The 25,956-nt window shown below is 62.2% G+C and carries 20 protein-coding genes, 1 tRNA gene and 1 pseudogene; 2 read left to right on the top strand and 20 right to left on the bottom strand.

All coding sequences use genetic code 11. The annotated features are described in order from the left end of the window. The 13 genes from AB5287_RS07725 to dapE all read right to left on the bottom strand — a co-directional run. On the bottom strand, positions 1–202 hold a 202-nt coding region (locus AB5287_RS07725; RefSeq protein WP_368220987.1), incomplete at its 3' end, for a hypothetical protein. Between the two features lie 227 nt (positions 203–429). Beyond that, on the bottom strand, positions 430–1,122 hold the full coding sequence (gene rplA / locus AB5287_RS07730) for a 50S ribosomal protein L1 (protein WP_131221678.1): 693 nt from the start codon (positions 1,120–1,122) through the stop codon (positions 430–432). 15 nt (positions 1,123–1,137) lie between these two features. Next, positions 1,138–1,569 carry a 50S ribosomal protein L11 gene (rplK, locus tag AB5287_RS07735; protein WP_007053055.1) on the bottom strand — a complete coding sequence of 144 codons (432 nt, stop codon included), beginning with the start codon at positions 1,567–1,569 and terminating at the stop codon, positions 1,138–1,140. A 262-nt stretch (positions 1,570–1,831) separates the two neighbouring features. Further along, positions 1,832–2,725: a transcription termination/antitermination protein NusG gene (gene nusG, locus AB5287_RS07740; RefSeq protein WP_007054201.1), complete on the bottom strand. Its 894-nt coding sequence runs from the start codon at positions 2,723–2,725 to the stop codon at positions 1,832–1,834. A gap of 29 nt (positions 2,726–2,754) precedes the next feature. Continuing rightward, positions 2,755–2,982, bottom strand: a complete 228-nt coding sequence (gene secE / locus AB5287_RS07745; RefSeq protein WP_007053057.1) for a preprotein translocase subunit SecE — start codon at positions 2,980–2,982, stop codon at positions 2,755–2,757. 37 nt (positions 2,983–3,019) lie between these two features. Beyond that, a tRNA-Trp gene (locus AB5287_RS07750) sits at positions 3,020–3,095 on the bottom strand. 130 nt (positions 3,096–3,225) lie between these two features. Further along, entirely contained in the window at positions 3,226–4,431 is a 1,206-nt protein-coding gene (locus tag AB5287_RS07755) for a pyridoxal phosphate-dependent aminotransferase (protein WP_368221044.1), read from the bottom strand. A 90-nt stretch (positions 4,432–4,521) separates the two neighbouring features. Continuing rightward, the gene (gene proB, locus AB5287_RS07760; protein ID WP_007055074.1) at positions 4,522–5,655 is read right to left on the bottom strand and encodes a glutamate 5-kinase; all 1,134 of its coding nucleotides are present in this window, start codon (positions 5,653–5,655) and stop codon (positions 4,522–4,524) included. Next, entirely contained in the window at positions 5,656–7,347 is a 1,692-nt protein-coding gene (gene obgE / locus AB5287_RS07765; RefSeq protein WP_007053060.1) for a GTPase ObgE, read from the bottom strand. Positions 7,348–7,415: 68 nt separating this feature from the next. After that, positions 7,416–7,664 carry a 50S ribosomal protein L27 gene (gene rpmA, locus AB5287_RS07770; RefSeq protein WP_007053061.1) on the bottom strand — a complete coding sequence of 83 codons (249 nt, stop codon included), beginning with the start codon at positions 7,662–7,664 and terminating at the stop codon, positions 7,416–7,418. 22 nt (positions 7,665–7,686) lie between these two features. Beyond that, positions 7,687–7,995 carry a 50S ribosomal protein L21 gene (gene rplU, locus AB5287_RS07775; protein ID WP_007053062.1) on the bottom strand — a complete coding sequence of 103 codons (309 nt, stop codon included), beginning with the start codon at positions 7,993–7,995 and terminating at the stop codon, positions 7,687–7,689. Positions 7,996–8,146: 151 nt separating this feature from the next. Next, positions 8,147–11,215 carry an Rne/Rng family ribonuclease gene (locus AB5287_RS07780; RefSeq protein ID WP_007057135.1) on the bottom strand — a complete coding sequence of 1,023 codons (3,069 nt, stop codon included), beginning with the start codon at positions 11,213–11,215 and terminating at the stop codon, positions 8,147–8,149. Positions 11,216–11,527: 312 nt separating this feature from the next. Next, positions 11,528–12,733, bottom strand: coding sequence for a succinyl-diaminopimelate desuccinylase (dapE, locus tag AB5287_RS07785; protein WP_007053064.1), 1,206 nt, complete (start codon positions 12,731–12,733; stop codon positions 11,528–11,530). Between the two features lie 106 nt (positions 12,734–12,839). Between dapE and AB5287_RS07790 the strand changes: the two genes are divergently transcribed. Then, positions 12,840–13,784 carry an AEC family transporter gene (locus AB5287_RS07790; RefSeq protein ID WP_007053065.1) on the top strand — a complete coding sequence of 315 codons (945 nt, stop codon included), beginning with the start codon at positions 12,840–12,842 and terminating at the stop codon, positions 13,782–13,784. A 175-nt stretch (positions 13,785–13,959) separates the two neighbouring features. Here AB5287_RS07790 and AB5287_RS07795 read toward each other — a convergent pair whose 3' ends face one another. Together AB5287_RS07795 and AB5287_RS07800 are read right to left on the bottom strand one after the other, a co-directional pair. After that, the gene (locus tag AB5287_RS07795; RefSeq protein ID WP_117775301.1) at positions 13,960–15,408 is read right to left on the bottom strand and encodes an FtsX-like permease family protein; all 1,449 of its coding nucleotides are present in this window, start codon (positions 15,406–15,408) and stop codon (positions 13,960–13,962) included. Then, positions 15,405–16,499 (bottom strand): ABC transporter ATP-binding protein, encoded by a 1,095-nt coding sequence (locus tag AB5287_RS07800; RefSeq protein WP_368220988.1) that lies wholly within the window; start codon positions 16,497–16,499, stop codon positions 15,405–15,407. Before AB5287_RS07800 ends, AB5287_RS07795 begins: the two co-directional genes overlap by 4 nt. Before the next feature lie 419 nt (positions 16,500–16,918). On the opposite strand from AB5287_RS07800, the pseudogene AB5287_RS07805 reads away from it, so the two are divergent. Next, positions 16,919–17,125, top strand: a pseudogene (locus tag AB5287_RS07805) (DUF1778 domain-containing protein); the annotation flags it as partial. A 995-nt stretch (positions 17,126–18,120) separates the two neighbouring features. Here the strand turns inward: AB5287_RS07805 and AB5287_RS07810 are convergent. The 5 genes from AB5287_RS07810 to argS all read right to left on the bottom strand — a co-directional run bounded on the left by AB5287_RS07810 (position 18,121) and on the right by argS (position 25,853). Next, positions 18,121–19,575 (bottom strand): Maf family protein, encoded by a 1,455-nt coding sequence (locus tag AB5287_RS07810; protein WP_368220989.1) that lies wholly within the window; start codon positions 19,573–19,575, stop codon positions 18,121–18,123. A 136-nt stretch (positions 19,576–19,711) separates the two neighbouring features. Further along, positions 19,712–20,824 carry a homoserine kinase gene (locus tag AB5287_RS07815; protein ID WP_007056639.1) on the bottom strand — a complete coding sequence of 371 codons (1,113 nt, stop codon included), beginning with the start codon at positions 20,822–20,824 and terminating at the stop codon, positions 19,712–19,714. Between the two features lie 94 nt (positions 20,825–20,918). Next, entirely contained in the window at positions 20,919–22,235 is a 1,317-nt protein-coding gene (locus tag AB5287_RS07820) for a homoserine dehydrogenase (protein WP_368220990.1), read from the bottom strand. A 160-nt stretch (positions 22,236–22,395) separates the two neighbouring features. Continuing rightward, positions 22,396–23,988 carry a diaminopimelate decarboxylase gene (locus tag AB5287_RS07825; protein ID WP_368220991.1) on the bottom strand — a complete coding sequence of 531 codons (1,593 nt, stop codon included), beginning with the start codon at positions 23,986–23,988 and terminating at the stop codon, positions 22,396–22,398. A 2-nt stretch (positions 23,989–23,990) separates the two neighbouring features. After that, positions 23,991–25,853 carry an arginine--tRNA ligase gene (gene argS, locus AB5287_RS07830; RefSeq protein ID WP_007053075.1) on the bottom strand — a complete coding sequence of 621 codons (1,863 nt, stop codon included), beginning with the start codon at positions 25,851–25,853 and terminating at the stop codon, positions 23,991–23,993. Positions 25,854–25,956: the final 103 nt, after the last annotated feature.

A 25,956-nucleotide genomic window follows, 5' to 3' on the forward strand; every position in this document is an offset into this window, starting at 1 on the left:
GAATGAACTGGCAATCATTGACTATAAAGAAGTAGTACAAACACGCTCTTGAGTTCTCAAACCACCACCACACCAGCAAGACAGGAAACCAACCAGAAGAAGGAACCCGCCGCGCTGAGCGGCAACAGGTGAATAACTTACACGCATGTTTGGATTCGCGCAAATCGAGGCGCGCAAAAGCCTCAGGAATCGTTGCAATCACACGGTTCCTTCGGCGTGTCGCAAACAGCCTATTTGCGCTGTTCTGATACCAGAATAATCCGTTTTGCATTGCCGATGCGTAACAAATTCATGCGTTCACCGGCGTGTTGCAAGAATTCGATTGCGTGACCATCCAGGTTCACCTTCTCGCAACCGGTCATCGCATATGCAAAAAGGGACTTCCCTTTACGGGAAGTCCCTTTCAGTAGCTATTGAAGCTCGCTAGCCTCAGGCCAGGGTGTTCGGGTCAACCGGAACGCCCGGGTTCATCGTGGAGGTGATGGTCGCCTTGGTCAGGTAACGGCCCTTCACGGTGGCGGGCTTCAGACGCTTGACTTCGTCGGCCACAGCCTTGAAGTTCTCGTCCAGAGCGGACTCATCGAAGCTCATCTTACCGATGAGGAAGCTCAGGTTGCCGTTCTTGTCGACACGGAACTCGATCTTGCCGCCCTTGATGTCCTTGACAGCCTTGGTGACATCCATGGTCACGGTGCCGGTCTTGGGGTTCGGCATCAGGCCACGCGGACCGAGCACACGGCCCAGACGGCCGACCTTGCCCATCATGTCCGGAGTAGCAACCACGGCGTCGAAGTCGAGGAAGCCGCCCTGAACCTTTGCGATCAGGTCGTCATCACCGACGATGTCGGCGCCAGCCTCGGTAGCCTCGGTAGCCTTCGGGCCACGGGCGAACACGAGGACCTTGGCGGTCTTACCAGTGCCGTGAGGCAGGTTGACGGTACCACGCACGAGCTGGTCGGCCTTACGCGGGTCAACGCTCAGACGGAACACAGCCTCGACGGTCTGGTCGAAGTTGTAGGAGGGCATGCTCTTGAGCAGAGCGATGGCCTCGTTGGCGGTGTAGAGGTTGTTGCGATCGACGCGCTCAGCGGCTTCGCGGTACTTCTTGGAACGCTTTACCATCTGTCCTTCTCCTTATCAGTCCGTAACCGTGATGCCCATCGAGCGAGCGGTGCCCTCGATGATCTTCATGCCGGCCTCGATATCGCGAGCAGACAGATCTTCCATCTTGATCTCGGCGATTTCGCGAACCTGCGCCTTGGTGACAGAGCCGACCTTGTGGGTCAGCGGGTTCTCGGTGCCCTTCTCAACGCCAGCGGCCTTCTTCAGCAGAGCTGCAGCCGGCGGGGTCTTGAGCACGAAGGTGAAGGAACGATCTTCGTAAACGGTGATCTCGACAGGGATGACCTGACCCATCTTGTCCTGCGTCTGGGCATTGTATGCCTTGCAGAAGTCCATGATGTTCACGCCATGCGAACCCAGAGCCGGGCCCAGCGGCGGGGCCGGGTTGGCCTTGCCAGCCTGGATCTGGAGCTTAATCAGCGCCGAGACTTTCTTCTTGGGAGCCATATTATGGTTCTTCTTTCTATAACGCGGTTCGAATGGTCGCCGTCCTCAGGTTCGGCTGTCTGCCATCATGCTCGGTCTTGACTCATTATTTATCCGTGCATGCTGTAGGCAATCGGCCTGTGGTCGGTCTCCTCCCGCAACTTATATTGCTGTGCTGTGCTAGCGAGTCTCCTCTCCAGACACAAGCTTTCCTATTATGCAAATCCACCCGGACAACACAAAAAGCCCGACCACGATGGTCGGGCTCTGCAAAGTTTGGGAGTTAATCTAGCTTCTGAACCTGGTGGAAGCCAAGCTCCACCGGCGTATCACGGCCGAAGATGGACACGAGCACGGTGAGCTTCTGAGTGGTGGGCTCCACGTCGGAAACAACGGCGGCCATGGTGGCGAAAGGCCCATCGGTGACGGTGACCTGATCGCCAACGGCGTAGGAGACCTCGACCTTGCGCTTCTTGGCGGCGGCGGGCTTGTCGCCGGCGGCCTTGAGTGCCTCGGAAGCAATCATCGGAGCCATCATCGCCACGACTTCCTTGCGGGAGAGCGGCGCCGGATCCTTGGTCGGGCCAACGAAGCCGGTCACGCCTTCGGTCTCACGAACGATACGGCGGGCGTTCTCATCCGGCCACATACGAATCAGCACGTAGCCAGGAACACGCACGCGGGTGATGACCTTCTTGCCCTTCTCGGTGTGCTTCTCGACTTCTTCCATCGGCACCTCGACCTGGAAGATCTGGTCTTCCATGCCGAAGGAGGCGACGCGGGACTCGATGTTGGTCTTCACGCGCTTCTCGTAGCCGGAGTAGGTGTGCAGCACGTACCACTTGCCATCAAGGGAACGCAGGGACTTGGAGAATTCGTCAACGGCCTGCTGACCGGCATCGGTCTCCTCGGCCTGCTCGGATTCGTTGACTTCTTCCTCGTCCTCATCCAGAGAAACGGTCTCGGTCTGAGTGGAAGCAACGGGAGCGGATTCAGTCGCCGCCGGAGCGTCGGACTCAACATCTGCATTGTCGACGGATGCGTCAGATTCTGCGGAAAGGTCAGCGACCGGTTCGACCGGGGCAGCTGCCTCATCGGCAGCAGCTTCGGAAGCCTCGACAACAGGCTCCTCAGCCGGGACGGCGTCGAGGTTCTCGAGATTCAGTTCATCACTCATGCGTTGTTATTCACCTTAGGTTGTGCGGATCAGCCGAACACCCACAGCGTGGCCTTGCCTAGACCGAAGTCCATGCCAGTCACGAGGGCCATCAGCAGCAGCACGAAGATGAATACGGCCAGAGACCAGAAGAACAGTTCCTTGGCGGTAGGGGTCACGACCTTGCGAAGCTCGTCGATGATCTGCTTGATGAACAGACCGATACGCATGAAGACATTCGGCTTGACTGCCTTTTCACTCTTGCTCGTCTTAGCCATTCCGTACCTCGCGTCAGCTGCTTGATTATTAGAAACTTGGCAGGGAAGGCGGGACTCGAACCCACAACCTACGGTTTTGGAGACCGTTGCGCTACCAATTGCGCCACTTCCCTAGGTGAAAATCCACCTCGGCGTGCGTTCCGTAGAGAACGCTTCGCCACGGCGAAACCGCCAAGTCGTTATAGTAACGGCTCCGGTGGATTATCGCAAATCGCGTGTCGCGCGCGTAGCACGCGACTCTTCTCAGTTAGCCCATTCCTTGAATCGACGCATGCCTTCGGCTAGGTCTTCGTCGGCCAGTGCGTAGGAGAAACGCAGGTAACCGGGAGCACCAAAGGCCTCGCCGGGGACGGCGGCCACGTGGGCCTCATCCAACAGTGCAGCGGCAAAGTCAGCGGACGTATCGGACACAGTGCCGTTGGGCCCCAGCGGCTTGCCAAGCAAAGCGGTGATGTCCGCAAAAGCGTAGAACGCACCGGTCGGAGTCGGGCAGTTAACGCCCTCAATATCGTTCAGAGCAGCCACGATCGCGCGGCGACGTGCATCGAACGCCTTGCGCATCTCATGCACCTCGTCCAGCGGGCCAGCCACGGCGGCCAGAGCCGCACGCTGGGAGATGTTGGCCACATTGGAGGTCATATGCCCCTGCAGCTTGGTGGCGGCCTTGGCCACCTCAAGCGGCGCGACCATCCAGCCCACGCGCCAGCCAGGCATCGCATAGGTCTTAGCCACGCCGTTCAGCACCAGCAGCTGCCCGCGGCATTCCGGCACGGCGGCACCGATGTAGGTGGTGTGCGCATCGTCATAGTTCAGGTGCTCGTAGATCTCGTCGGAGATAACCCAAATGTGGTGCTCGACGGCCCAACGACCGATCGCTTCCACGGTTTCCGGCTTCCAGACGGCTCCGGTCGGGTTGTTCGGGGAGTTGACGATGATTGCCTTCGTACGCTCGGTACGGGCCGCTTCCAGCGCCTCAAGCGAGGGCTCGAAGTTCACGTCGGCACCGGCGAATACTTCGACCGGCACGCCACCCGCCAATTTGACGGCTTCAGGATAGCTGGTCCAGTACGGAGCGGGGATGATGACCTCATCGCCATCGTTGAGCAAGATCTGGAAGGATTCATACACGGCCTGCTTGCCACCGTTGGTCACCACAACCTGGTCGGCGGACACCTCGTAGCCGGAATCGCGCAGCACCTTAGCCGCAATCGCTTCGCGCAGCTCGGGCAGGCCCGGCGTAGGCGTGTACTTGTAATTCTTTGGGTCAAGGCAGGCATCTGCCGCAGCCTTGACCACGTTTGCGGGGGTCGGGAAATTCGGTTCACCTGCGCCGAAGCCGATAACGTCAAGTCCGGCGGCCTTCATGGCCTTGGCCTTGGAATCGACGGCGAGCGTAGCGCTCGGTGCCACAGTGTTGATACGGTCGGAAAGAGTCTGCCATTGCGCCATAGTCATGGCTTCCATGCTAAACCTACAGCACGAAAAATCGCCAGAGCCGCACTATGGTGATGGGATCTGTCGTGTGACAGATCCCATCAGTCACACAAGTACAAGATTGTCGCGATGAACCAGTGGGTGGGCGTACTGGGGGCCGAGGAAACGCTTGAGTTGGGCGGTGTTACGCCCGAGCATCTGCGGAATTTCTTCGGAATCGAAGCCGGCGAGGCCTCGGGCCAGGTGTTCGCCGCTTTCGGCATCGATCCAGACCGGATCGCCGGCGGAAAAATCGCCATGCACTTCGAGCGCGCCGGCCGCCAGCAGCGAGGCACGCCCGCCGCGAATCGCCTGGCCGGCACCCGCATCGACCACAATCGTGCCGCGCGGGTCGGCGGCGAAGCCGATCCACAGACGGCGTGAGGAGCCGCGGGCCTTAACCGGTGCGAACACGGTGCCCACCGGATCGCCCATCATCGCAGGGCCCGCGTTCGAGGCGCAGGTGAGTACCGTGGGGATGCCCGAGACGGCCGCCACGCGCGCGGCCTCGAGTTTGGTGACCATGCCGCCGGTGCCGACCTTGGAGCCGGAGCCGGAGACTTGGATGTCGCCCAGCGCATCAATCACGTTGGGCACATATTCCACACGGCGGGAGCCGGGCTGCGAGGGCGGCGCAGTGTACAGCGCGTCCACGTCGGTCAGTAGCACCAAGGCTTCGGCCCGCACCAGGTTGGCCACCAACGCGGAGAGTCGATCGTTGTCGCCGAAGCGAATCTCGTTCGAGGCCAACGAATCGTTTTCGTTGATGATCGGCACCACGCCGAGGTCAAGCAGACGGTCCAGCGTGCGTTCCACATTGCGGTACTGGGTGGCACGAATCGTATCTTCGGCAGTGATCAGAATCTGGCCGACGCGAATACCGAATCGACCGAACGCAGTCTCGTAGCGGGCCATCAGTAGCCCTTGGCCGACGGCTGCGGTGGCCTGCTGAGTGGCCACGTCCACCGGCCGCGAGTCAAAGCCCAGAGGCCCGAAACCGGCGGCGATAGCACCGGACGAGACCAGCACCACACGTCCGCCCATCAATCGGACCTGAGCCAAGGCCGCGGCCAACGCGTCGAGCTTGTCCGGGTCGAGGTGACCGCTCGGCTGGGTCAGCGAGCTGGAGCCGACTTTCACGACAATGGTTCCGGCTGCGGCGATCATGCGCCGCACCTCGGCCTGACTCGGAGTGCTCATTTATTCCTCGGTTTCACCATCTTCGCTGGACTCACCGTGGCCGAACAGGCTGGTTTCGTCATGGCGATCGTCGTCAACGGTCGGGTCGGCCCAGTGGCCGGCCTTGCGTTCGGCCATCATCGCGTCGCGCACGGCGGCACGGGCGTCCATCATCTCGTGGTATTGGGCACGACGTTCGGCGTTGGAGCGGCGGTGCGTGCGCGGGTCCAGCTCTTCGAGACGCAGATCCTTGCCTCGGGCACCGAGGTTGGAGCCGTCGAGCATTTCGGCACCAGCGGAGATGGTCGGATCCCAATCGAATTCGACCATACGGGCACCACGACCGATGCGCACTTCGTCGCCGGGGTGAGCACCCTTGCGGCGCAGCTCGTCCTCCACGCCCAGCTTGGCCAAGCGGTCAGCCAGGTAGCCCACGGCCTCGTCGTTGTCGAAGTTGGTCTGCATGACCCAGCGCTCCGGCTTGACGCCACGCACCTCGAAGAACACTTCGCCATTGCCGAGTTCGCGGCGCTCGACCGTGAACTCAAGCGCACTGCCGCCCTCGTCAGCACGACGCGGACGGCGGCCCTTGGTCTCCAATGGCTTGATGACCACGCGAGCCTCCTCTTCGGCCTGCTCGCGGTTGGCCACTTCCTCACGCATCTCGTGCACCAGCGCAGACAACGCGAAGTTGAGCTCCTTTAGACCCTCGTGCGAGGCAGTGGAGATCTCAAAGACCTTCAGCCCGAGTTTCTCGAACTCCGGACGCACGAACTCAGCCAATTCCTTGGCCTCGGGCACATCGATCTTGTTCAGAATCACGATGCGCGGGCGTTCGGGAATCGGGATGGCACCCAACGGCAGCTCGAGCTTGTCGGCGTAGAGCGCCAACTCGTTTTCCAGCGCGTGGTAGTCGGACATCGGGTCGCGGTCCGGTTCAAGCGTGGCGCAATCGATCACATGGGCGATGATTTCGGTACGTTCGATGTGGCGCAGGAACTCCAGTCCCAGGCCCTTGCCTTCGGAGGCGCCCGGAATCAGGCCCGGCACGTCGGCGATGGTGTATCGAGAGTCGCCGGCGATAACGACGCCGAGATTCGGCACCAGCGTGGTGAACGGGTAGTCGGCGATCTTCGGCTTGGCGGAACTCATCGCCGCAATCAGGGACGACTTTCCGGCCGAGGGGAAACCGACCAACGCCACGTCGGCGATGGACTTCAATTCCAAAATCACGTCGCGCTCTTCACCGAGTTCGCCGAGCAGGGCGAAGCCGGGGGCGCGGCGGGTCTTGTTAGCCAAGGCGATGTTGCCGAGGCCGCCGGCACCGCCTTGGGCGACGACGCAGCGGTCGCCCTCGTGGCGCAGGTCGGCGAGCTGCGCGCCGGGATGCTTGGCTTTGCCCTGTTCGCCGCGCGCCTCAAAGACGACGGTGCCGCAGGGCACGGGCAGAATCAGGTCCTCGCCCTTGGAGCCGTCCTTATTGTCGCCCAAACCCATGGTGCCGCTGCCGGCGACACGATGCGGCATGAAACGATAGTCGAGCAGGCTGGTGGCGTTACGGTCGGCCACGAACACCACGGAACCACCGTCGCCGCCATTGCCACCGTTCGGGCCGGCCAACGGCTTGTATTTCTCACGACGGATGCCGGCCGAACCGTTGCCCCCATCGCCGCCCTTGACATGGACGGTTACTCGATCCACAAAATCACTCATATTGATTACCTTACAAAAAAGCCGCGTCCTTACGGGCGCGGCTTGAAAAAAGCTTGACGCTATATCGCTCAGGCGATGACGTCGACAACCTTGCGGTCGCGACGCACACCGAACTTCACGGAGCCATCGGTGAGGGCGAACAGCGTGTGATCCTTGCCCATGCCGACGTTGTGGCCCGGGTGGAAGTTGGTGCCACGCTGGCGAACGATGATGTTGCCGGCCACGACGGCTTCGCCGCCGAACTTCTTCACGCCGAGGTATTGCGGGTTAGAATCGCGACCGTTGCGAGAGCTGGACGCACCCTTCTTATGTGCCATGATTCATGGTCCTTTCTATAACTCAGGCAATCGCCGTGATCTTGACGATAGTCAGCTTCTGGCGATGACCCTTACGGCGAGCAACACCAGTCTTGTTCTTGTACTTCTGGATGCTAATCTTCGGGCCCTTGGCTTCGTCGTTCACAACCTCAGCCTTGACGGACACCTTGGCCAGATCGGCGGCGGCAAGGGTGACCTTGTCACCATCGACAACGAGGGAGACCGGGAATTCCACGGTATCGCCCTTCTTAGCGTCGAGACGGTTCACGAGGATGACGTCGCCAACCTCGACCTTTTCCTGATGGCCACCGGCCTTCACAATCGCGTACATTATCGTTCCTTTTATGTTTTGGAAAGCTACCTTGCCTAACACGCACCGAGCTTGCGGTCAGACACCGAGTTTCGAATCTACACCACCATGCGGACTAAATCAAATGATTTTTGCCCGCGTGTCAAGCACGACACACCTGTTACTCTTCCGCTTACTCTTCCGCCGTGTTGTTGGCAGCGACGGCAGCGGCGGCAATCTGAGCCAGTTTGGCTTTGACGTCGGCGCTGGAACCAGCCGGTTCGGGAGCGGGAGCGGTGCCGCGACCGTGCTTGTTGGTTTTGACGAACGGGTCGCCACCGCGAAGCGCGTAGGGATCGTCGTAGTCGGCCGAAACGGTCGGCTGATCATGCAGGATGAAACCACGGCCCTTGCAGGTCGGGCATTCCTCGGAGAACGCCTCGACCAGACCCTGGCCGATGCGCTTGCGGGTCATCTGCACCAAACCGAGCGAGGTGACTTCGGCCACCTGATGCTTGGTGCGGTCGCGTGCCAGGCATTCGACCAAGCGGCGCAGCACCAGATCGCGGTTGGCGGGCATGACCATATCCACATAGTCGATCATCACCATGCCACCGATATCGCGCAGGCGCAGCTGGCGGGCGATCTCTTCAGACGCCTCCAGGTTGCAACGCGTCACCGTTTCTTCCAAGGACTTGCCCTTGCCGATAAAGCGGCCGGTGTTCACGTCAATGGTGGTCATGGCTTCGGTGCGATCGATGACAATCGAGCCGCCGGACGGCAGGTAGACCTGACGCTCCATGCCCTTACGCAGCTGGGAGTCGATGGACCACTTGTCGAACACGTCCTTGCCTTCATGCTCGGCCGGGTCCCACTTCTCCAGCTTGTCCTTCAAGTCGGGGGCCATGGTGTCAAGGTATTCCTCGATACGGTCGTAGACCTTGTCACCTTCCACGATGAGCTTGCTGAAGTCGTCGTTGAAGATGTCGCGCACCACGCGGATGGCCACGTCGGGCTCGCCCTGCAGGAGCTTCGGGCGCTTGCCGTGCCAGAATTCCTCGCGCTTGGCGTTGATGCGCTCCCACTGGCGGACCAGTGATTCGAGATCCTTGACGATGGCGTCTTCGGATGCGCCCTCGGCTGCGGTACGGATGATCACGCCCATGTCTTTCGGGGCGATCTTGGAGACGATGTTCTTCAGACGGCTGCGTTCGCGCTCCGAAAGCTTGCGGCTCACGCCGGTCATGCCGCCGGATGGCACGAGCACCAGGAAGCGGCCGGCGAGCGTGACCTGAGAGGTCAGGCGGGCACCCTTGTGGCCGATCGGGTCCTTAGTGACCTGCACGAGCACCGGGTCGCCGGACTTGAACGCCAGCTCGATGCGGCGCGGCTGGCCTTCGAGACGAGCGGCATCCCAGTTGACCTCGCCGGCGTAGAGCACGCCGTTGCGGGCCTGGCCGATGTCCACAAATGCGGCCTCCATGCTGGGCAGCACGTTCTGCACGCGGCCAAGGTAGATGTTGCCGACGGTCTGTACTTCCTGAATGTCGGAGACGTAATGCTCGACCAGAACATTGTCTTCCACCACGGAAATCTGGGTGTGATGTTCCTTCTCACGCACCACCATCAGGCGGTCCACGTTCTCGCGGCGTGCGAGGAAGTCCTGTTCCATGAGCTGGCTCTGGCGGCTGCGCTCACGGCGGTTGTCACGGCGGCGCTGCTTCTTGGCCTCGAGACGAGTGGAGCCCTCCACATCAGTGATCTCGTCGATGTACTGCTGCTTGCGGGAGCGTCGGACCAGCGGCTGTTCGCTGTTCTGACTCTGGTCGTCGGTGCCCTCGCCGTTCTTGCCGCCACGACGGCGACGGCGACGGCGAGTAACGGTCTGCTCCTCATCGTCCTCATCGCGATCACGGTCATGATCATCGCGATCGTCACGACGGCGGGAACGCGTATCTTCGGCATCGTTCTCGGCGGTATCGTGCTCGCCGTTGGCACCGGTTTCGCCGCGTGAGCCGCGACGGCGGCGACGGCGCGAACGGGTGCGGGTGGCGTCGGATTCTTCGTCGCCCTCCTCTTCGGCAATCGGCGAGTAGGCGATATCGTCCAGCTCGAGGTCTTCCTCAATCTGCTCGACTTCGGCGGCTGCACGGCGCTCCTGGGCGTTCAGGCGGCGGGAGCGACGGGAACGGCGAGAGTCGGAAGCGTCATCGGAATCGAAATCATCATGGTCCGTGTTGGCGCTGGCATTGGCGTCACCGGCGGCAGCGTTGCGGGAAGCGTCACGAGACGCATCACGGTCGGCGGCATTGCGGCCACGATCGTCACGGTCGTCACGGCGGCGGCTGCGCGGCTGCGCGTCGTCATCATCGTGGCTGCGCGAGCGGCGGGAGCGACGCGACGGACGTTCGTCGTCGTCAACATCGTCATCACGAGTGTCAGCGGTATCGTGCGCATCCACAGCGGCGGGCAGTACCGGTTCCTGGAAGAGCAGGGACGTCATCGGCTTGCCGCGACGCACGGCCTCGTGGCCAGAGGGCAGGGATTCGACCGCGTCGAACAGGCGCTCATCCGGGGTGTCCTCGTGCGTATCCGCAACTGCACGGCGAGAACGACGGCGAACCGGACGGTCCTCGTCATCATCATCCATATCCATAGACGCACGGCGAGAGCGGGAGCGAACCGGCCGATCCTCGTAGTCATCATCGTCGGACTGGCGGGAGCGAGAGCGGCGGCGAACCGGGCGGTCCTCGTCGTAATCGTCATCGTCCACAACCGAACGGCGGCGGGAACGTGGGGCGTCATCGTCATCGAAATCATCGGCACTGACAGTGCGGCGCGAACGACGAGGACGATCATCCTCGCTATCCGAGTCGGCCACTGCGGAAGCGGCGCGGCGCGAACGGCGGCGGGTTGGACGTTCGGCGGAATCCTGGGAATCGCTGGATTCATCGGAATCGCTGGAATCGGCTGACTTGGAATCGGCCGCAGTGCCGGCATCGGGAAGCGCGGGGGCTTCGAACAGCGGGGCGCGTTCCTGCACTTGCAGTTCCAGAGAAGCGCCGGCAGCACCGGTGCCGCGGACCACGCGGCGGCCGCCACGACGACGGCGAACAGGTTCGGCGGGCTGGGAGGCGGCGGCAGGCGCAGCGTTCACGGCTGCAGCCGAATCGGCATTGGATACGGTTGAATTATCGGTTCCGTCGTTGACGAAACCTTCACGGTTGTCAGTGGGCACAATGCTCCTCGCGGCGCGCTGCATCACGACGCCTATTTCCAGGCCTATACGCTTGACTCACACCACGCTCTCACCGTGGCCGCGCGAAAACGCGCCGCGTAAAGGCAACTTCGTCTCAAGTCTGTCCTGCGGGTGGCGGACACCGGCGCTTGCGTTGTCTCATTCTCAAGAGCCGCAAGGGGATCGACGCCATCTCGCACGCTGATGGTTATGCAGAACCACCATCCTTTAGTATGCCACATATTTTGTGCGGGCGTGGCCCGGCGAGGCTGACGTTCTCTCGGCTCCCCTCCCCCGCGGTGACAGCTCCCCTCAGGGAGGGGAGCTAGAGAGGTGTCAGACCAGCCAGTCGGTAAGGATTGCGGCCATGGCGGTCAGGTCGGATTCAGGCACCTGCTCGTCGTGCTTGTGAGCCAGCAGCGGATCGCCGGCACCGAGGTTGACGGCCGGGATACCGAGCTGAGAGAAGCGTGCCACGTCGGTCCAGCCGAGCTTGGCCAGCGGGTCGCGGCCAGTGCGCTCCTTAACCAGTCGGACCAGATCCTGGGCGAGCGGGGCGTTCAGGCCCGGGCGCGCGGAGGGGCTTTCGTCCTTCATTTCGATGCCGTAGCCCTCGAACACGCCGCCGGTAGCCACATGCTCGCCATTGCCGAGTTCGGCACCGGCGTCCGCGCCCATCATCAGAGCCTTGGCCTCGGCCAACGACTTGTCCGGGGCGAAGCGGTAGTTGACGTGTACGCGGCATTCATCCGGAATGACGTTCGTGCCTTTGCCGCCGGAGATCAGCGTGGCGTTGAGGCCCTCGCGATAATCGAGCCCGTCCACGTTCACGGTGGCCGGCTCGTAGGCGTTGAGTCGGTTCAGAATGTCGGCCGCCTTGTGGATGGCGTTCTCCCCCATCCATGCACGGGCGGAGTGCGCGGCCACGCCGTGGGTTACGACGTCGAAGCGAATCGTACCGTTGCAACCGCCCTCGATGCCGCTGTTGGTGGGCTCGCCGATGATGGCGAAATCGCCGGTGATCCAATCGGGATGGGCCTCGACGACTTTGCGTAGGCCATTCTTTTCGGCGACGACTTCCTCATGGTCGTAGAAGACGTAGGTGAGGTCGACTTTCGGGGTGGTTTCCGGCGTGCGGCCGTCGAGCGTGGCGGCGAGGTAGAGCATCACCGCGTCGGAGGCCTTCATATCGGTGGCACCGCGGCCCCACAGCACGCGGTCTTCGGGATGAGCGTGGGCGATTTCTTCGCGAATCAGCGAATCGCCGGGCTCCAGCCACTTTGGTGGGAAATTGTCGATGACCGGCACAGTATCGAGGTGCCCGGCCAAGATCACACGGCTCGGCTTGCCGAAGTCGGTGCTGGCCACCACTGTGTCGCCGTGACGGCGGACGGTCAGGTGCTCTTGCTCGTTAAGGAAGGCCTCGACCTCGTCGGTGAGGGGGCCCTCGTGGTCGGACACGGAGAAGTTCTCCATGATCTGGGTGAGCAGGCTGTTCAGCTGCTCGGCAGTGGATGCGGTGCGGTTCAATTCAAGCGTCATGTGAACAGCGTACCGCGTGGGCGGCGGGCCCAGCACACTCACTACATGAGATTTTGCGGCCGAATACATTTTTATGTGCCACACTGGGGTGGCGAAAGGGAGGATTATGCCAGGTCTAATCAGCGCCATGCAAGGCTTCTGCGTTATCGGCATCGTAATCGCGGTGGGATATGTTGCCGCACGAATGCGAATCGGCGGGCCGTCCGCTCAGATGGTGCTCAACCGGTTCTCCTTCTTCGTATCGAGCCCGTGCCTGATGTTCGCGATTCTCTCCAAGGAGCCGATTTTCGACATCTTCCACCCCTCGATTATCGTGGCGTTCTTCTCCGCCGTGCTGGTAGGCGTGGTGTTTTTGGTGCTCAACCGTATGTTCTTCCACCTGAATGCCCCGGACGCCACCATCGGTGCCCTGAATTCGCTGTACCTCAATTCCAATAACATCGGCCTGCCAATCGCCACCTACATTCTGGGCAATCCGGCTCTTGTGGCACCGATTCTGGTCATGCAGCAGGCCATCTTCACACCGGTGGGCCTGACAGTGCTGGACGTGACCACCAAGGGCAAGGTCTCCATCAAGGAAATCGCCAAGCAGCCACTGCATCAGCCGCTGCTTATCGGCTCGCTGCTGGGCATTGTGGTCTCTGCGATTTCCGCTAAAAGCGGCTGGTTCCCAGTGCCGAAATTCATTTTCGACCCGATCGACATGATCGGCGATTCGGCTGTGCCAATGATCCTGATGGCGTTCGGCATGTCCCTGCACGGCACCAAGCCGCTACAGCAGAAGGGCGATCGCCCGGCCATCTTCACGGTCGCGGTCCTCAAGAACATCATCATGCCAATTATCGCGTTCCTGCTCGCCTACTTCGTGATGGGCTTCCGCGGCTCCGAGCTGTACGCCTGCGTGGTACTCGCCGCTCTGCCCACCGGCCAGAACGTATACAACTACGCGGCCCGCTACAACGTGGGTCTCACCTTCGCGCGCGACGGCATTCTGATGAGCACCATGACCAGCCCGGTGTTTATCGCGATCATCGCGGCGCTGCTGTCGTGATGGGTGCGCAGAGAAGCGTTCTCAATAGTATCCGTGCGCGCAAATGCACAGATATCGCACAAACGAACATTTGCTCATCCGCATATTTGCGGTGATTTCAGCGTTTCTACGTTCGATTTGCGTATACGAAAGTACGCACAGTTGTTATTGAGAACGATTCGCTGCGCAGCTCGGCTCAGTCATCAGCCCGATAATCGGTCAGATTCAAGCTGGCCGCCACATGATTGGACGCGAACGCGCCGATGGAAACCAGCGCATAGCACAGCACAAGCCCGCCGAAGAAGCTGGCCAGCGTGGCCGGTTCGGTCATCGAAGCGGCGAACAGAGGGGCCATAAGCAGCATGGAACAGCCGCCGGCCACGATCACCACGATGTTGAGCGGGGTGAGTACCTCGATGAATCGCGCACGGTTCAAGGTCTTGACATCAGTGCCCTCCAACACCAGCATGCGATATTCGCCGGCCTGATCGTACACGCTGCCGGCCTGCATCACACCGGAGCTGACCGCGGCAAGCACAGCGGCGAACACGAGCGTCAGAATGCCGCCGGTGCCGATGTCGCGAATGAACACGGTGAACGGGTCGTTGGCGTCATCGACCACGGCGGCCGATCCGAAGAATCCGCAGATCGACGTGATGCCGGCGATAAACACGGCCAACGCAATGCCGGACACATTGCGCCAGGCGCGCTTAGGGTTGTCGAGAATACGGCGCATGGCAATCATCGTGGCCGCATCCTTGGGGCGCTTGGCCTTGGCCTTGGCGCGAGCGGTGATCACCCACGTGCCGATAAGATTCACCAGCGCGAAGCACAGCAGCATGAAACCGATGATCACGCCGTACATCACCGCCTGGCCGGCCTGAGCCAGCATGGCCGGGTTCTTGAAGACGATCATGGCCACCACCACGACTACCACGAACAGCACCATACGGGTGCCTGAGGGCAATGCGGTGGCGGTGCGCGAGGTGACACCCAATGGGGTGATTGCCACGCGGCGCAAGGTGACCAGCGACGATATCAGCGCCAAGATGGCCACGCCCGCCAAGGTGATTACCAGCGCCAGCGGGCCGACCCATAGCTGTTCGAAGGTGAACCGCTGCTCCTGGAAGGGAATCAGCATGACTGCCGGCATCAGGGCGCAATAGCCGGCAATGCCGATAAGCGCGCCGATCAGCGCCTGTCCGGCGGCGTCAAGCGCGGTGAGACGCACCACCTGACCGGTGGTCGCGCCGGCCAGACGCAGGGCGGCGAGACGGGCGTCGCGGCGGGATGCGGCCAGTCGTGCGGCGGAACCGGCGAGCGCCACGAACGGCACGACGAGCAGCATGCAGGCGAATACCGCCAACGCCACATAGGCGGTGGAGAATTGGGCCAGGCTCGTCGGGTCGCTGATCTGCCGTTCCCACGCGGCCACCGTATCGGGCCGGCAGGCACCGAGGTCGAACGCGCAGGCGACGGTATGATCGGCCGAAGCCCGCCAGATGAAACCGTGTACGCCGCCGAGCACAGTGAGGAAGATGGTGGTGGCTGCGGCGAAGGCGATGATTGCCAGCATCGAGGTGTGGCCGGCGCTGCCGCGCAAGCCGGGGCGGTGAAACAGCCGCCAGAGGGCGAACGTGCTCATCGCGCGCCTCCTGCGGTGGTTTCGCTCCCGCCGGCTGGAGCTGCCGAGCGTAGCGAGGCTGAGGGTGATTCAGCGCCCTCGGGCCACCCCCAGTCAGCCTGCGGCTGACAGCCCCCGCCAGCGGGGGCGGAGTTGGGGTTGGCGTCTGTCTGGTGCAGACGGCCGTCCTGCATCATTACGGTACGGCCGCAGAACGAAGCGACGTTGGGGTCGTGGGTGACGACGACCACGGCGGAACCGTTGTCCCGCGCGGCGGCCATGAGAATGCCCATGACCTCGCGGCCGGTGGCTTGGTCGAGCGCGCCGGTCGGCTCGTCGGCGAAGACCACGGCAGGTTTGACGGCGAGTGCACGGGCGATGGCGATGCGCTGCATCTGTCCGCCGCTCATCTCCCCCGGCCGGTGCGTGGCGAGCGCGCGCAATCCCATGCGTTCCAGCCACAGGATCGCCGTGTCGGTGGCGGTGCGGTAGGGCATGCCGTCAAGCATCATCGGCAGGGCGATGTTTTCGACCGCCGGCAGTTCGGGCAGCAGCTGGCCGGACTGGAAGACGAAGCCGAAGTCGTTGCGGCGCAGTTTGGTGCGCTCGGCGTCGCTCATGCGGCTCAGGTCGGCACCACGGAAGATGACGGTGCCGGCGGTCGGCTTAATGATGCCGGCGAGCGCGTGCAGCAAAGTGGATTTGCCGGAGCCGGACGGGCCCATCACGGCTACCGTCTCGCCCTCCCGGAGCGTGAAGTTCACGTGGTTCAGGGCGAGCGTGTGCATGGTCGGCATGGCGAAGCCGGGCTGGGCTGGCTGGGATGGCTGGCCGGCCTGAATGGCACCCGGTCCGGCCGCAGCGGGATTCGCCGACGCATAACCGGCTCCCGTGCCGGCTGGTATCACGCCGGTGACGCCGTGCCCGGCCTGTGCGCGGGCCATGCTGGCGGTGTAGTCCATGACCAGGTCGTGGGCCTCGATGACCGGGGCCCACTGCTGGGTGTGCGATGCCGGCTGCTGGAACTGTTGGGGTTGCTGAGACTGCTGAGGCTGAGCCGCCGGTCCCGACGCCGGCTGAGGCTGCTGCAATTGCGATGCTGCTGTGTTCATACTCCCGAGCGTACGGAGCGAACGCCCAGCCGACCATCGGGCTGCGGTATGAACCTTTCTGGATCACCGGCCCGCTCCTCATCCGCAAGGATTAGAGATACGCAGTCGACGCGACAATCCATATATCAGATGTTCATTGCTCGAGAAGACGAGGAACAGTGGAAGACCGGTTCGGGAGCTGGAACCACATAGGCCGGTTCGGCTGGATATGCGAATCGCACGCACGGTATGTTCAGGGAACCAGCGCGCTGCGCGCCTGTACATCGAACAGACCAAGCAAAGGAGCCCACATGGCCATCGCAATCGACATCCCGCACACACCAATCGTGTCCGTACAAAAGTCGTACAACAGGAGTATGACTACAGAGAATAACAAGAACAGTCGTTTTGAAATGAGACTCACCTAAGAGCAACGTTCCAGAATCGACCAAGCGGCCGAGTCCAAAGGCATGACTTCGTTGCAATGGGCATTATCGAATCTGCTCGCCGCCGCAGATCGGGACATCCATGAAGCTCATATCATTCGGCTCAACAGTAAAGCGTGGAATGATTTCACCGCAGCATTAAACGAACCTATGGGCCTACGTCTGAATGAATTGTTGGAGCGTGATCCCATATGGACGTGACCAACTTCACTGAGCCTCGGCACCTGACTGCGAGCGAGGATATTTCTGGTTTCGACTGCGGCCTGCCATTGGTCAATGATTGGCTGGTTTCCACACACTAAGTGCATACAGCATTGAGCATTCGGAAGCTCCCGGTTGGCTGAGGCGAAATAGTCCGAACCCCATTCCCGTAATTTTGCTAGGCATGATGGGCGTGGATATCAGATTTCAAACCATGCACGTCGACAGTCAGTTACTCCGAGATGCGGTACTTCATTCTCTGAACGATATGATTTTCGGCATATCCCTGAATCATCTAGAATGATTACTCCGCTCAATGTCCACAATCACCAATGATTAATGGCTGGAGACCGCTATTTGACGCCGACCATTGTCTGAATCGCATTCAGACACAACACTCCTCATTGCGCGCAGACCAGCGAGTTCCGCCGAGTCGGCGATGTGTCTCTTCGGCGGTTGATTTAGGATTTTCCGCATGCGACAGCTGACCACACCGCTAAAAATGCCATTTTTGCACTGACTTGGGGCGGAGGTCGTGGCGAAACGCACGAGGGAACGTGTGTCATCCGATATGGTCATGCCCGCCAGGCATTGAAGCGTCCTGTCTATGCGCGGTTGATGTCCCGGTGGCGGGGTCAATCGATCGACATACGAACCGGGACAGATTCGGCTGTCCCGGTTCGGGATTTCGGCCTCTTTTGGCGAACCGGGACAGGCCCTTCCATGAACACCCGATATATGCAAATCCAAAACCCCGGAATTCCGCCATTCCCCGACGGCGACCATCGCACGATAGGGCGTCAGGTGAATGAGATTCTGTCCCGGTTGCCCAAAAAGAGGCAAAATGACGAACCGGGACAGCGAAATCTGTCCCGGTTGTCCCAAAAGAGACGAAATGACGAACCGGGACAGCAGAATCCGTCCCGGTCCACACGCGGTTCACACGGCATTACCCAAGTGAACTCATCGGCAAAACATTGGCCCAGCCAACACCACTATCGATGTCCAGCACAGGCCAGCTCGTCCAGGCGGGCGGCGAAGCGGGGCCAGTCGGTCTTCATAGCGGTGAGGAGCTTGCGGTTGGGCACGTCGTCAATCGGGACCCAGCAGATTTCCATGCTTTCGTCGTCGTTTGCCTTGGGCTCGACGGTGTGGCCGGGCTTTTCAAAGGCAAACACGGTGGTGTAGGCCCACGGGCCATGGTCCTCGCGGTAGGAGCCGACCACCTCGATGTCTTCGGGGGTGATGTTGGCTTCCTCGTAGCTTTCGCGCAGCGCGCCTTCGATGGACGATTCGCCGTCCGCAGTGGCACCGCCGGGGATACCCCACGTGCCACCTTCGGCGCTCCACGCGGCACGGTGCTGCATGACCACGTGAGTCACCTTGCCGCTCGCCGAGTCGCGGCGAGCCAGCAGAATGCCGGACGCACCGTTGGTGCCCCAATGCTTGCGGCCGCAGGCGCAGTCCACCCAGCCATCGCCGGGCTGGTGTACGTTTTCGACCGGCGGCAGAATGCCAGCGTGCTGGTTGCCCGATGCCTTGCTTTCCGGTTCCAGTTCACCACGGCCGACATTCCACAGGTCAGTCCACGTGATGCCCAGTTCGCCGGCCAGATGCCGGGCCAGCGGCAAGCTGAGGCCGATGATGCCGTGCGGATCGCCCTCAATACTGTCGATGAACGCACCACCGAAGCCTTCCAGCGTGAACGATCCGGCGACTTCCAGCGGCTCGCCAGTGGCAATGTACCGTTCGACGTCGGCATCGGTGAATTCGCCGAAATGGACTTTGGCGTGGCTTGCGCCGCGCACGGTACGCCCGGTCGCGAAATCGATCAGGCAGTGGCCGGTCCACAGTTCGCCGGTCGCGCCGCTCATGCGCTTCAGTCGTTCGCGGGCCACGGCTTCGCTGTGCGGCTTGCCGTAGCATTCGCCGCCCAAGAGGAACATCGAATCACAGCCGAGAATCAGCGGGCCGACTGTCGCCTCGGTCAGTCCCGGCTGTCCGGCAATAGCGGTGGCGATGGGTTCGGTGATGGTCGGCATGTCGATGCCGGAGAAGTCGCGCGTGGTGGCGACTTCCGCCTTGGAATAGTCGATGGGCTGGCCAGCGGCGGCTTTGCGCAGGTCTTCGACGACGGCTTCGCGTTCCGAATCCTTGATTTCCTTGGCCTTGAGCGGGTAGGCAATCACGCGATCGCCGGTTGCGGCGGCGGCAGTATTGGCCACATCGCGATACGCACGGTGAACGGCCTCGGCCTTGGCTACGGCAAGAATCATCACACGCTGCTTGATGCTCAAATCGTCGACGGTGACACCTTCCTCACGGGCGGCCGCTTCCAGCGCAGCAGGCTCATCCACGTGCGAGACGCGAATTGTGGGGCAGATACCCGCCGAATACAGCACGTCACGGCGAGGCTTGGACTTGGAAGCAAGAATTAGCGGAATGGACATGACTTAAGTCCTTATGCTCCCGCTGGCGGGAGCTGTCGAACGAAGTGAGACTGAGGGTGGTCTCTGCCGGTATGGCGGACCACTCTCAGACCGCCTGCGGCGGCCAGCTCCCGCCAGCGGGAGCCTTCTCCTCGACTTAGCGACGCTCGATTTCGACGCCGGCGGTGTTGATGGGCAGGTGAAGCACACGCCAGTGGCCGGAAGCAAGCTGCTCCGATGCGATCTGGTCGATGGCTTCGCGGGCGTTGCCGTAGTGCAGCACGAGCACGCAGGGGCCAGCACCGGAGACGGCGGCGGCATAGCCCTTGGAGCGGAAGAGCGCAATGAGCTCGGTGGACGGCGGCATCAGGGTACCGCGATACGGCTGGTGCAACTTGTCCTGCGTGGCGGTGAACAGTAGCGCGTTGGACTGGGCCTGAGCGGCCGCAAGCTCGTCAGCGAACGGCGATTCACGGGTTCCGCCAGCGCAAGCGCACGTATCGGCATCCTGAGCCGGGGCAGCGGCGACGCCGGACTTGCCCTGCTGGGCGGCCTGGGCCAGCACCATGGGATTCATCGCAGCGGGCAGCAGACCCACGCGAGACACGTTGTAGACGGCGTCCTTGTATGGCAGTTCCCTAGGCAGCGCCTGACGGGCCTTCTCAGTGGACAGCTCATAGTCGGGCACGAACACGGCGGCGGTGATGGACGGGTCCACCGGGTAGTTGACGGCGTGGAATCCGCCGTGCAGCGGTTCACCACCAGGAACGGCGACCGAGCCGACGCCTTCCGCGGTTTCGAAGTCCCAAGAGACGGTCAGGCCACCGAACACAGCCGGGGCCACATTGTCCGGGTGGCCTTCGATCTGGGCGGCCATATCGAAGATGGCCGGACGGTTGAGGTCACCGGTCTGGGCGAAGGCCGCGGCGGCGGCGATGCCGGCCACGATGGCCTCGGCGGAAGAGCCCATGCCACGAGCCTGAGGGATGTTGTTGGTCGCTTCCAGCGTGAAGCCGAGTCGGCCGAGGCCGAACGTGGCACAGGCACGGCGGAAGGTGGAGACCACGAGGTGGGTTTCGTCGCGTGGGAGGGTGTCGGCACCCTCGCCGTGGATGATCACGTGGGCAATGCCGTCGTTCGGGTCGTCGTTGAGCGTGAAAGTGAGCTCGTCATGGTAGTCGAGCGCCAGACCCACGGTATCGAAGCCGGAGCCGAGGTTGGCGGACGTGGCGGGCACGCGCACGTGAACGCTATTGCAGATTGGGTTCATGGTTGTTCCTTAAAAAGGAGCTCCCCTTGTCAGGGGAGCTTGGGTATTCAGCTTTCACCGTTCGACCGCCTCATCAGAGGGAGCTTAGGTCTTGTCAGTCCAGCACGCGCAGGATGGACGGGTCGCCGGTGACGAAGTCGAGCGCCTGCACGGCCTTGACGGTGTTGCGCAGGGTTTCCTCGTCGGTCAGGTGGGTCACGACGCGCAACTGCTGAATCTCGCCGTCGTAGCCGGGATCGGTCATGGTGGACTTCAGGTCCTGGTTCACACCGTTGATGGAGACACCGTTCTTGGCGAACTCAGCGGCGATGGCGGCCAGCACGCCCGGCTTGTCGTGAATCAGGAAGCGCACGGCGAATGCAGCCTTGGAGGCGGTAATCGGAGCCTTCGGCAGATTCTTGTACAGCGGGATGGACGGGCCGGTGCAGCCAGCAGCAATGTGGCGGGCTTCGGTCACCACGTCGCCCACGACGGCGGAGGCGGTCGGAGCGCCGCCGGCGCCACGGCCGTAGAACATGAGGTCGTCGGCGGCCTCGGCCTTGACGAACACGGCGTTGAAGGAGCCGTGCACGGAGGCCAGCGGGTGGTTCTCGTCGATCAGGGCCGGGTAGACGCGGGCGGAGACGCCGGCCTCGCCGTTCTCGACCACGGCGAGCAGCTTGATGACCTTGTGTTCGGCGGTAGCTGCGGCGATGTCGTCGGCGGTGATCTTGGTGATGCCCTCAACGGACACATCGTCGATGGTCACGGAGGTGTGGAAGCCGAGGGTGGCCATGATGGCGGCCTTGTTGGCAGCATCGTAGCCTTCGATGTCGCCGGTCGGGTCGGCTTCGGCGTAGCCCTTGGCCTGGGCGTCCTTGAGCACGTCGTCAAACTGGAGACCCTTGGTGGTCATCTCGTCGAGGATGTAGTTGGTGGTGCCGTTGACGATGCCGAGCATGCTGGTCACCTTGTCGCCGACCAAGGACTCGCGCAGCGGGCGCAGGAACGGAATCGCGCCACCCACAGCGGCCTCGAAGTAGATGTCGACGCCCTTGGCCTCGGCGGCGGAGTAGATCTCCGGGCCGTACTTGGCCAGCAGCGCCTTGTTGGCGGTGACCACGGAAGCACCGGATTCGATGGCGGCAAGCACGAACTTGCGGGCCACGGTGGTGCCGCCGATGAGCTCGATGACGATGTCCGAGTTGGTGGCCACGCTCAAAGTATCGGTGGTGACGATGGACTGGTCGATCCACGGGAACTTCTCAGTTTCCTTCGGGTCGAGGCAGGCGACGCCGGTCAGTTCGACCGGGCGGCCGATACGAGCGGACAGTTCGTCCTTCTGCTCGACAATCAGGCGGGCGGTCTGGGAGCCGACGGTGCCGGCACCAAGCAGGCCTACGCGAATCGGGGTTTCGTTGTTGCGAGCCAATTCAGGGTCCTTCCAAAAAGTTTTCTATATCCCACCGCTATTTTACGGATTATTTCCGACAGCAGACCGAAAGTACTCATCAAAGCTGACGGCCCTTTTCGTATTATGACGGATTTGGCCGCACATTACAGACTGTCAGGCGCTCGCCTCTGCACGCCGATCACTCGCTGACGTCGAGGTTGAGTAGGTCGTCTACGGTCTGGCGGCGGAGCATGACGTGCGCGCCGGACTCGCTGACAGCAACCACCGCCGGAATCAGCGCTTGGTTGTAGTTGCTGGCCATGGTGCGGCCGTATGCGCCGGTAACCGGCACGGCGAGAATGTCACCGCGCTTCAAATCGGCGGGCAACTGCACCTCGTGAACCACGATGTCGCCGGATTCGCAGTGCATACCGCACACACGGGCAAGCATCGTTTCAGCGGAACCGGTGCGATTCGCCAGACGCGCGGTGTAGTCGGCACCGTAGAGTGCCGGGCGAATGTTGTCGGACATGCCGCCATCCACAGACACATACACGCGCTCGGCAATCGGGTTGCCGTCACTGTCTTTGGCATCGGACAAGTGCACGTGCTTGATGGTGCCCACGCGGTACAGGGTTATGCCGGCGGGCGCCACGATGTAGCGGCCGGGCTCGAAGCTGATGGCCGGGGCGGGCATGCCGAGCGCACGGTTGGTGCTGTTGACCGCATCCGCCAAGCGAGTGAGTTCCACGTCAATGTCCATTGAATCTTCGCCATCGGTGTAGGCCACGGAGTAGCCGCCGCCGAGGTCGATTTCGGGCAGGATGTAGGCGTCGGTGGCCCACAGGGTCTTGCGCAGCAGCATCATGCGCTTGGCCGCGTGAATGAAGGCGTCCGCATCGTGGATGTTGGAGCCGATGTGCGAGTGGGCTCCGACCAGTTCGAGTACGTCCTGGTTGGCGAGGATGGTCTTGAGCACGGCGATGGACGGACCGTCCGCAATGGCTTCCATCGCGGCGGCCAGCGCCTTGTCTGTGTCGGAGACTTCCTCGTGGCTCAGGTCGTACGGGTACTTGACGTCGTAGTGCAGCTCGCGCTCTGATTTCTCGGTCTTTTCCGCGCCATTTTCCGGGGAATGCGTCGCAGAGATACGCGCGTTGGTAGCGGCAGGCGTCACGTCTTTGAGGTCGTTCAGCACGTCGAGCACGGCGGCGTCGGCCCCGGCGGCCAGCAGCGGCACGCCGAACTTCTGGTCCTCGTGAGCAGTGGAGATGTACTCGTGGCCGCCGGCGTGGACACCGACGGTGACGCGCAGCATCACACGGGCGCGTTTGCCGAGCTTGCGGGCGATGGCAGCAACGCGCTCCGGCTCGTCGGGCTCGTCGATCACGATTTTGGCGAAGCCCTGTTCGATGGCCAGCGCGATTTCCTCATCGGACTTGTTGTTGCCGTGCAGCACCAGACGACGTCCGGGAACGCCAGCGGCGAGGGCGATTTTCATCTCGCCCATCGTGCAAGTGTCCACAAACATGCCGGCCTCGGTGACCAATCGCACGATTTCTTTGGACAGGAACGCCTTACCGGCAAAGCTCACGTGCGTAGTGGATGTGTCGAATGCTTCGGCGGCAGCGCGCACGAAGTGCCTGGCACGTGCGACTACTTCATCAGTGTCGATGAGATAGAGCGGCGAGCCGAACTCGTCAAGCAGCGATTCGGCGGTACGACCGTGGAATGTAATGGCACCGTCGGCATTCACAGCCGTAGCGGCCGGCCAAATTGGAGAAATAGGCATAATCACATCTTTTCGGGGGCGGTGACGCCGAGGAGGTCGAGGCCGTTGGCGATGACCTGCTGGACGGCGTCATTGAGCTTCAGGCGGGCGGCGGCACGGGCCGGCTCCGGGTTCTTGGCAATCTCCAAGGCCTTGCGAGCCTCGTCGTCGCCACGGGTTTCCGGATCGGTCAGGGCCATCGGCACCACGCGCTCTACGTTGTACCACTTGTGATAGGTGGCGGCCAGTTCTTCGAGGTAACGGGCCACCTTGTGCGGCTGGCGGTCGTCGGCCGCAGTGGCGAGCACGCTCGGGAATTGGGCGAGGGCGGCGAGCACTTCGCCGTCGGCCTCGGTGTCGAGCAGGGCCAGGTCGGCACCCTCGTAGCTGATGCCGGCAGCGGCTGCGTTGCGGTCCACGTTCTTGGAGCGGGCGTGCGCGTACTGCACGTAGTACACCGGGTTGTCGTTGGTGTGCGAGGCGAGCAGGGCCAAGTCGATGTCGAAGTTCTGGTTGTAATCGGAGCGGGCCAGCGAGTAGCGGGCGGCGTCCACGCCGACCACGGAGACCAGGTCGTCAATGGTCACGACGTTGCCGGCGCGCTTGGACATGCGCACGGGCTTGCCGTCCTTCATCACGTTGACCAGCTGGCCGATGAGAATCTGCATGTTCTTGCCGGGCTCATCGCCGAAGGCCGCGCACATGGCCATCATGCGGCCGATGTAGCCGTGGTGGTCCGCGCCAAGCATGTAGATGGCCACGTCGGCCGAGTTTTCGGCGCGATGGCGCTTGTCCCAGTAGTAGGCGATGTCGGCGGCGAAGTAGGCGAACTCACCATTGGACTTGATGATCACACGGTCCTTGTCGTCGCCGTGCTTGGTGGATTCAAACCAAGTGGCGCCGTCCTTGTCGAAAATGTCGCCGCGGGACTTGAGCTCTTCGATGGCGGCGTCGACCTTGCCGTCGGCGTACAGGCTGTTTTCATGGAACCAGACGTCGAAGTTCACGCGGAAGTCCTTCATGGACTTCTGAATCTCGTCGAACATCATCGGTACGGCGCGCTTGCGGAATTCCTCGCGCACTTCGGTATCGGCCTCGCCGAGCGGTTCACCGTCATCGTTCAGGCCCTGATCCTGGTGGGCCAGTGCGGTCAGGTCCACGCCGTCGGACTCGGCTTCGGCCTGAACACGGGCGGCGATCTCGTTGATGTAGGCACCCTTGTAGCCGTCGCACGGGGTTTCGGTCTGGTAGCCGGCCTCACCCAAGTTATTGGCCTCGGCCCAAGCGGCGACCAGCGACTTGGCGAAGCGGTTGATCTGCTCGCCGTGATCGTTGAAATAATATTCGCGCACCACCTTGGCGCCGTTGGCCTCGAGCACGCGGGCCATGGCATCGCCGACGGCAGCCCAACGAGTGCCGCCGATGTGAATCGGACCGGTGGGGTTGGCGGAGACGAACTCGAGATTCAGGGTCTGGCCGCCCAGATGGTCGTTGCGGCCGTATTCGTTGACCTTGTTGAGATGCTTGTCGGCGTCGGTCACGGCACCGGCGGCGAGTACGGTGTCCACCACGGCGGCGGCCGAGGCGGAGTCAAGCGTGATGTTGATGAAGCCGGGGCCTGCCACCTCGACCTTGGCAATGCCGTCGGCTTCAGCGAGCGCGGCGGCGAACGGCTCGGCCAGATCGCGCGGCTTCATGCCGGCCTTCTTGGCCAGCTGCATGGCGATGTTGGAGGCCCAGTCGCCATGCGCACGGTCCTTCGGGCGCATCACGGCGAGCTTGTCGACGGGCGGAATCAGCTCGTCGGTCAACGCGCCGGCCTGGCCGGCGGCGACGAGGTTGTGGGCAATGCTGGAAATCAGTTCACTTAAGGCTTCAGGACTCATTCTTCTAAGGATACTGAGAACGGCGACACTTGCGCCCTGGTATGCCTATATGCTGCCCCTGCTGGCGGGGGCAAGCACACAGCCGAAAGATACCAAGCGAAAA

It is taken from the genome of Bifidobacterium sp. RTP21102st3_E2_RTP21102_210122 (genome assembly GCF_040916945.1).
In the GTDB taxonomy this organism is placed as follows: domain Bacteria; phylum Actinomycetota; class Actinomycetes; order Actinomycetales; family Bifidobacteriaceae; genus Bifidobacterium; species Bifidobacterium longum.

What these genes read in the sequence shown, in the direction of transcription:
- rplK (WP_007053055.1), bottom strand. Translation starts at nt 1,569, where the DNA reads ATGGCTCCCAAGAAGAAAGTCTCGGCGCTGATTAAGCTCCAGATCCAG.
- AB5287_RS07825 (WP_368220991.1), bottom strand. Translation starts at nt 23,988, where the DNA reads ATGCCTATTTCTCCAATTTGGCCGGCCGCTACGGCTGTGAATGCCGAC.
- obgE (WP_007053060.1), bottom strand. Translation starts at nt 7,347, where the DNA reads ATGAGTGATTTTGTGGATCGAGTAACCGTCCATGTCAAGGGCGGCGAT.
- AB5287_RS07790 (WP_007053065.1), top strand. Translation starts at nt 12,840, where the DNA reads ATGCCAGGTCTAATCAGCGCCATGCAAGGCTTCTGCGTTATCGGCATC.
- AB5287_RS07810 (WP_368220989.1), bottom strand. Translation starts at nt 19,575, where the DNA reads ATGTCCATTCCGCTAATTCTTGCTTCCAAGTCCAAGCCTCGCCGTGAC.
- AB5287_RS07755 (WP_368221044.1), bottom strand. Translation starts at nt 4,431, where the DNA reads ATGGCGCAATGGCAGACTCTTTCCGACCGTATCAACACTGTGGCACCG.
- dapE (WP_007053064.1), bottom strand. Translation starts at nt 12,733, where the DNA reads ATGACGCTTGAATTGAACCGCACCGCATCCACTGCCGAGCAGCTGAAC.
- AB5287_RS07795 (WP_117775301.1), bottom strand. Translation starts at nt 15,408, where the DNA reads ATGAGCACGTTCGCCCTCTGGCGGCTGTTTCACCGCCCCGGCTTGCGC.
- AB5287_RS07815 (WP_007056639.1), bottom strand. Translation starts at nt 20,824, where the DNA reads ATGAACCCAATCTGCAATAGCGTTCACGTGCGCGTGCCCGCCACGTCC.
- nusG (WP_007054201.1), bottom strand. Translation starts at nt 2,725, where the DNA reads ATGAGTGATGAACTGAATCTCGAGAACCTCGACGCCGTCCCGGCTGAG.
- rpmA (WP_007053061.1), bottom strand. Translation starts at nt 7,664, where the DNA reads ATGGCACATAAGAAGGGTGCGTCCAGCTCTCGCAACGGTCGCGATTCT.
- proB (WP_007055074.1), bottom strand. Translation starts at nt 5,655, where the DNA reads ATGAGCACTCCGAGTCAGGCCGAGGTGCGGCGCATGATCGCCGCAGCC.
- rplA (WP_131221678.1), bottom strand. Translation starts at nt 1,122, where the DNA reads ATGGTAAAGCGTTCCAAGAAGTACCGCGAAGCCGCTGAGCGCGTCGAT.
- AB5287_RS07780 (WP_007057135.1), bottom strand. Translation starts at nt 11,215, where the DNA reads ATGCAGCGCGCCGCGAGGAGCATTGTGCCCACTGACAACCGTGAAGGT.
- argS (WP_007053075.1), bottom strand. Translation starts at nt 25,853, where the DNA reads ATGAGTCCTGAAGCCTTAAGTGAACTGATTTCCAGCATTGCCCACAAC.
- secE (WP_007053057.1), bottom strand. Translation starts at nt 2,982, where the DNA reads ATGGCTAAGACGAGCAAGAGTGAAAAGGCAGTCAAGCCGAATGTCTTC.
- AB5287_RS07800 (WP_368220988.1), bottom strand. Translation starts at nt 16,499, where the DNA reads ATGAACACAGCAGCATCGCAATTGCAGCAGCCTCAGCCGGCGTCGGGA.
- rplU (WP_007053062.1), bottom strand. Translation starts at nt 7,995, where the DNA reads ATGTACGCGATTGTGAAGGCCGGTGGCCATCAGGAAAAGGTCGAGGTT.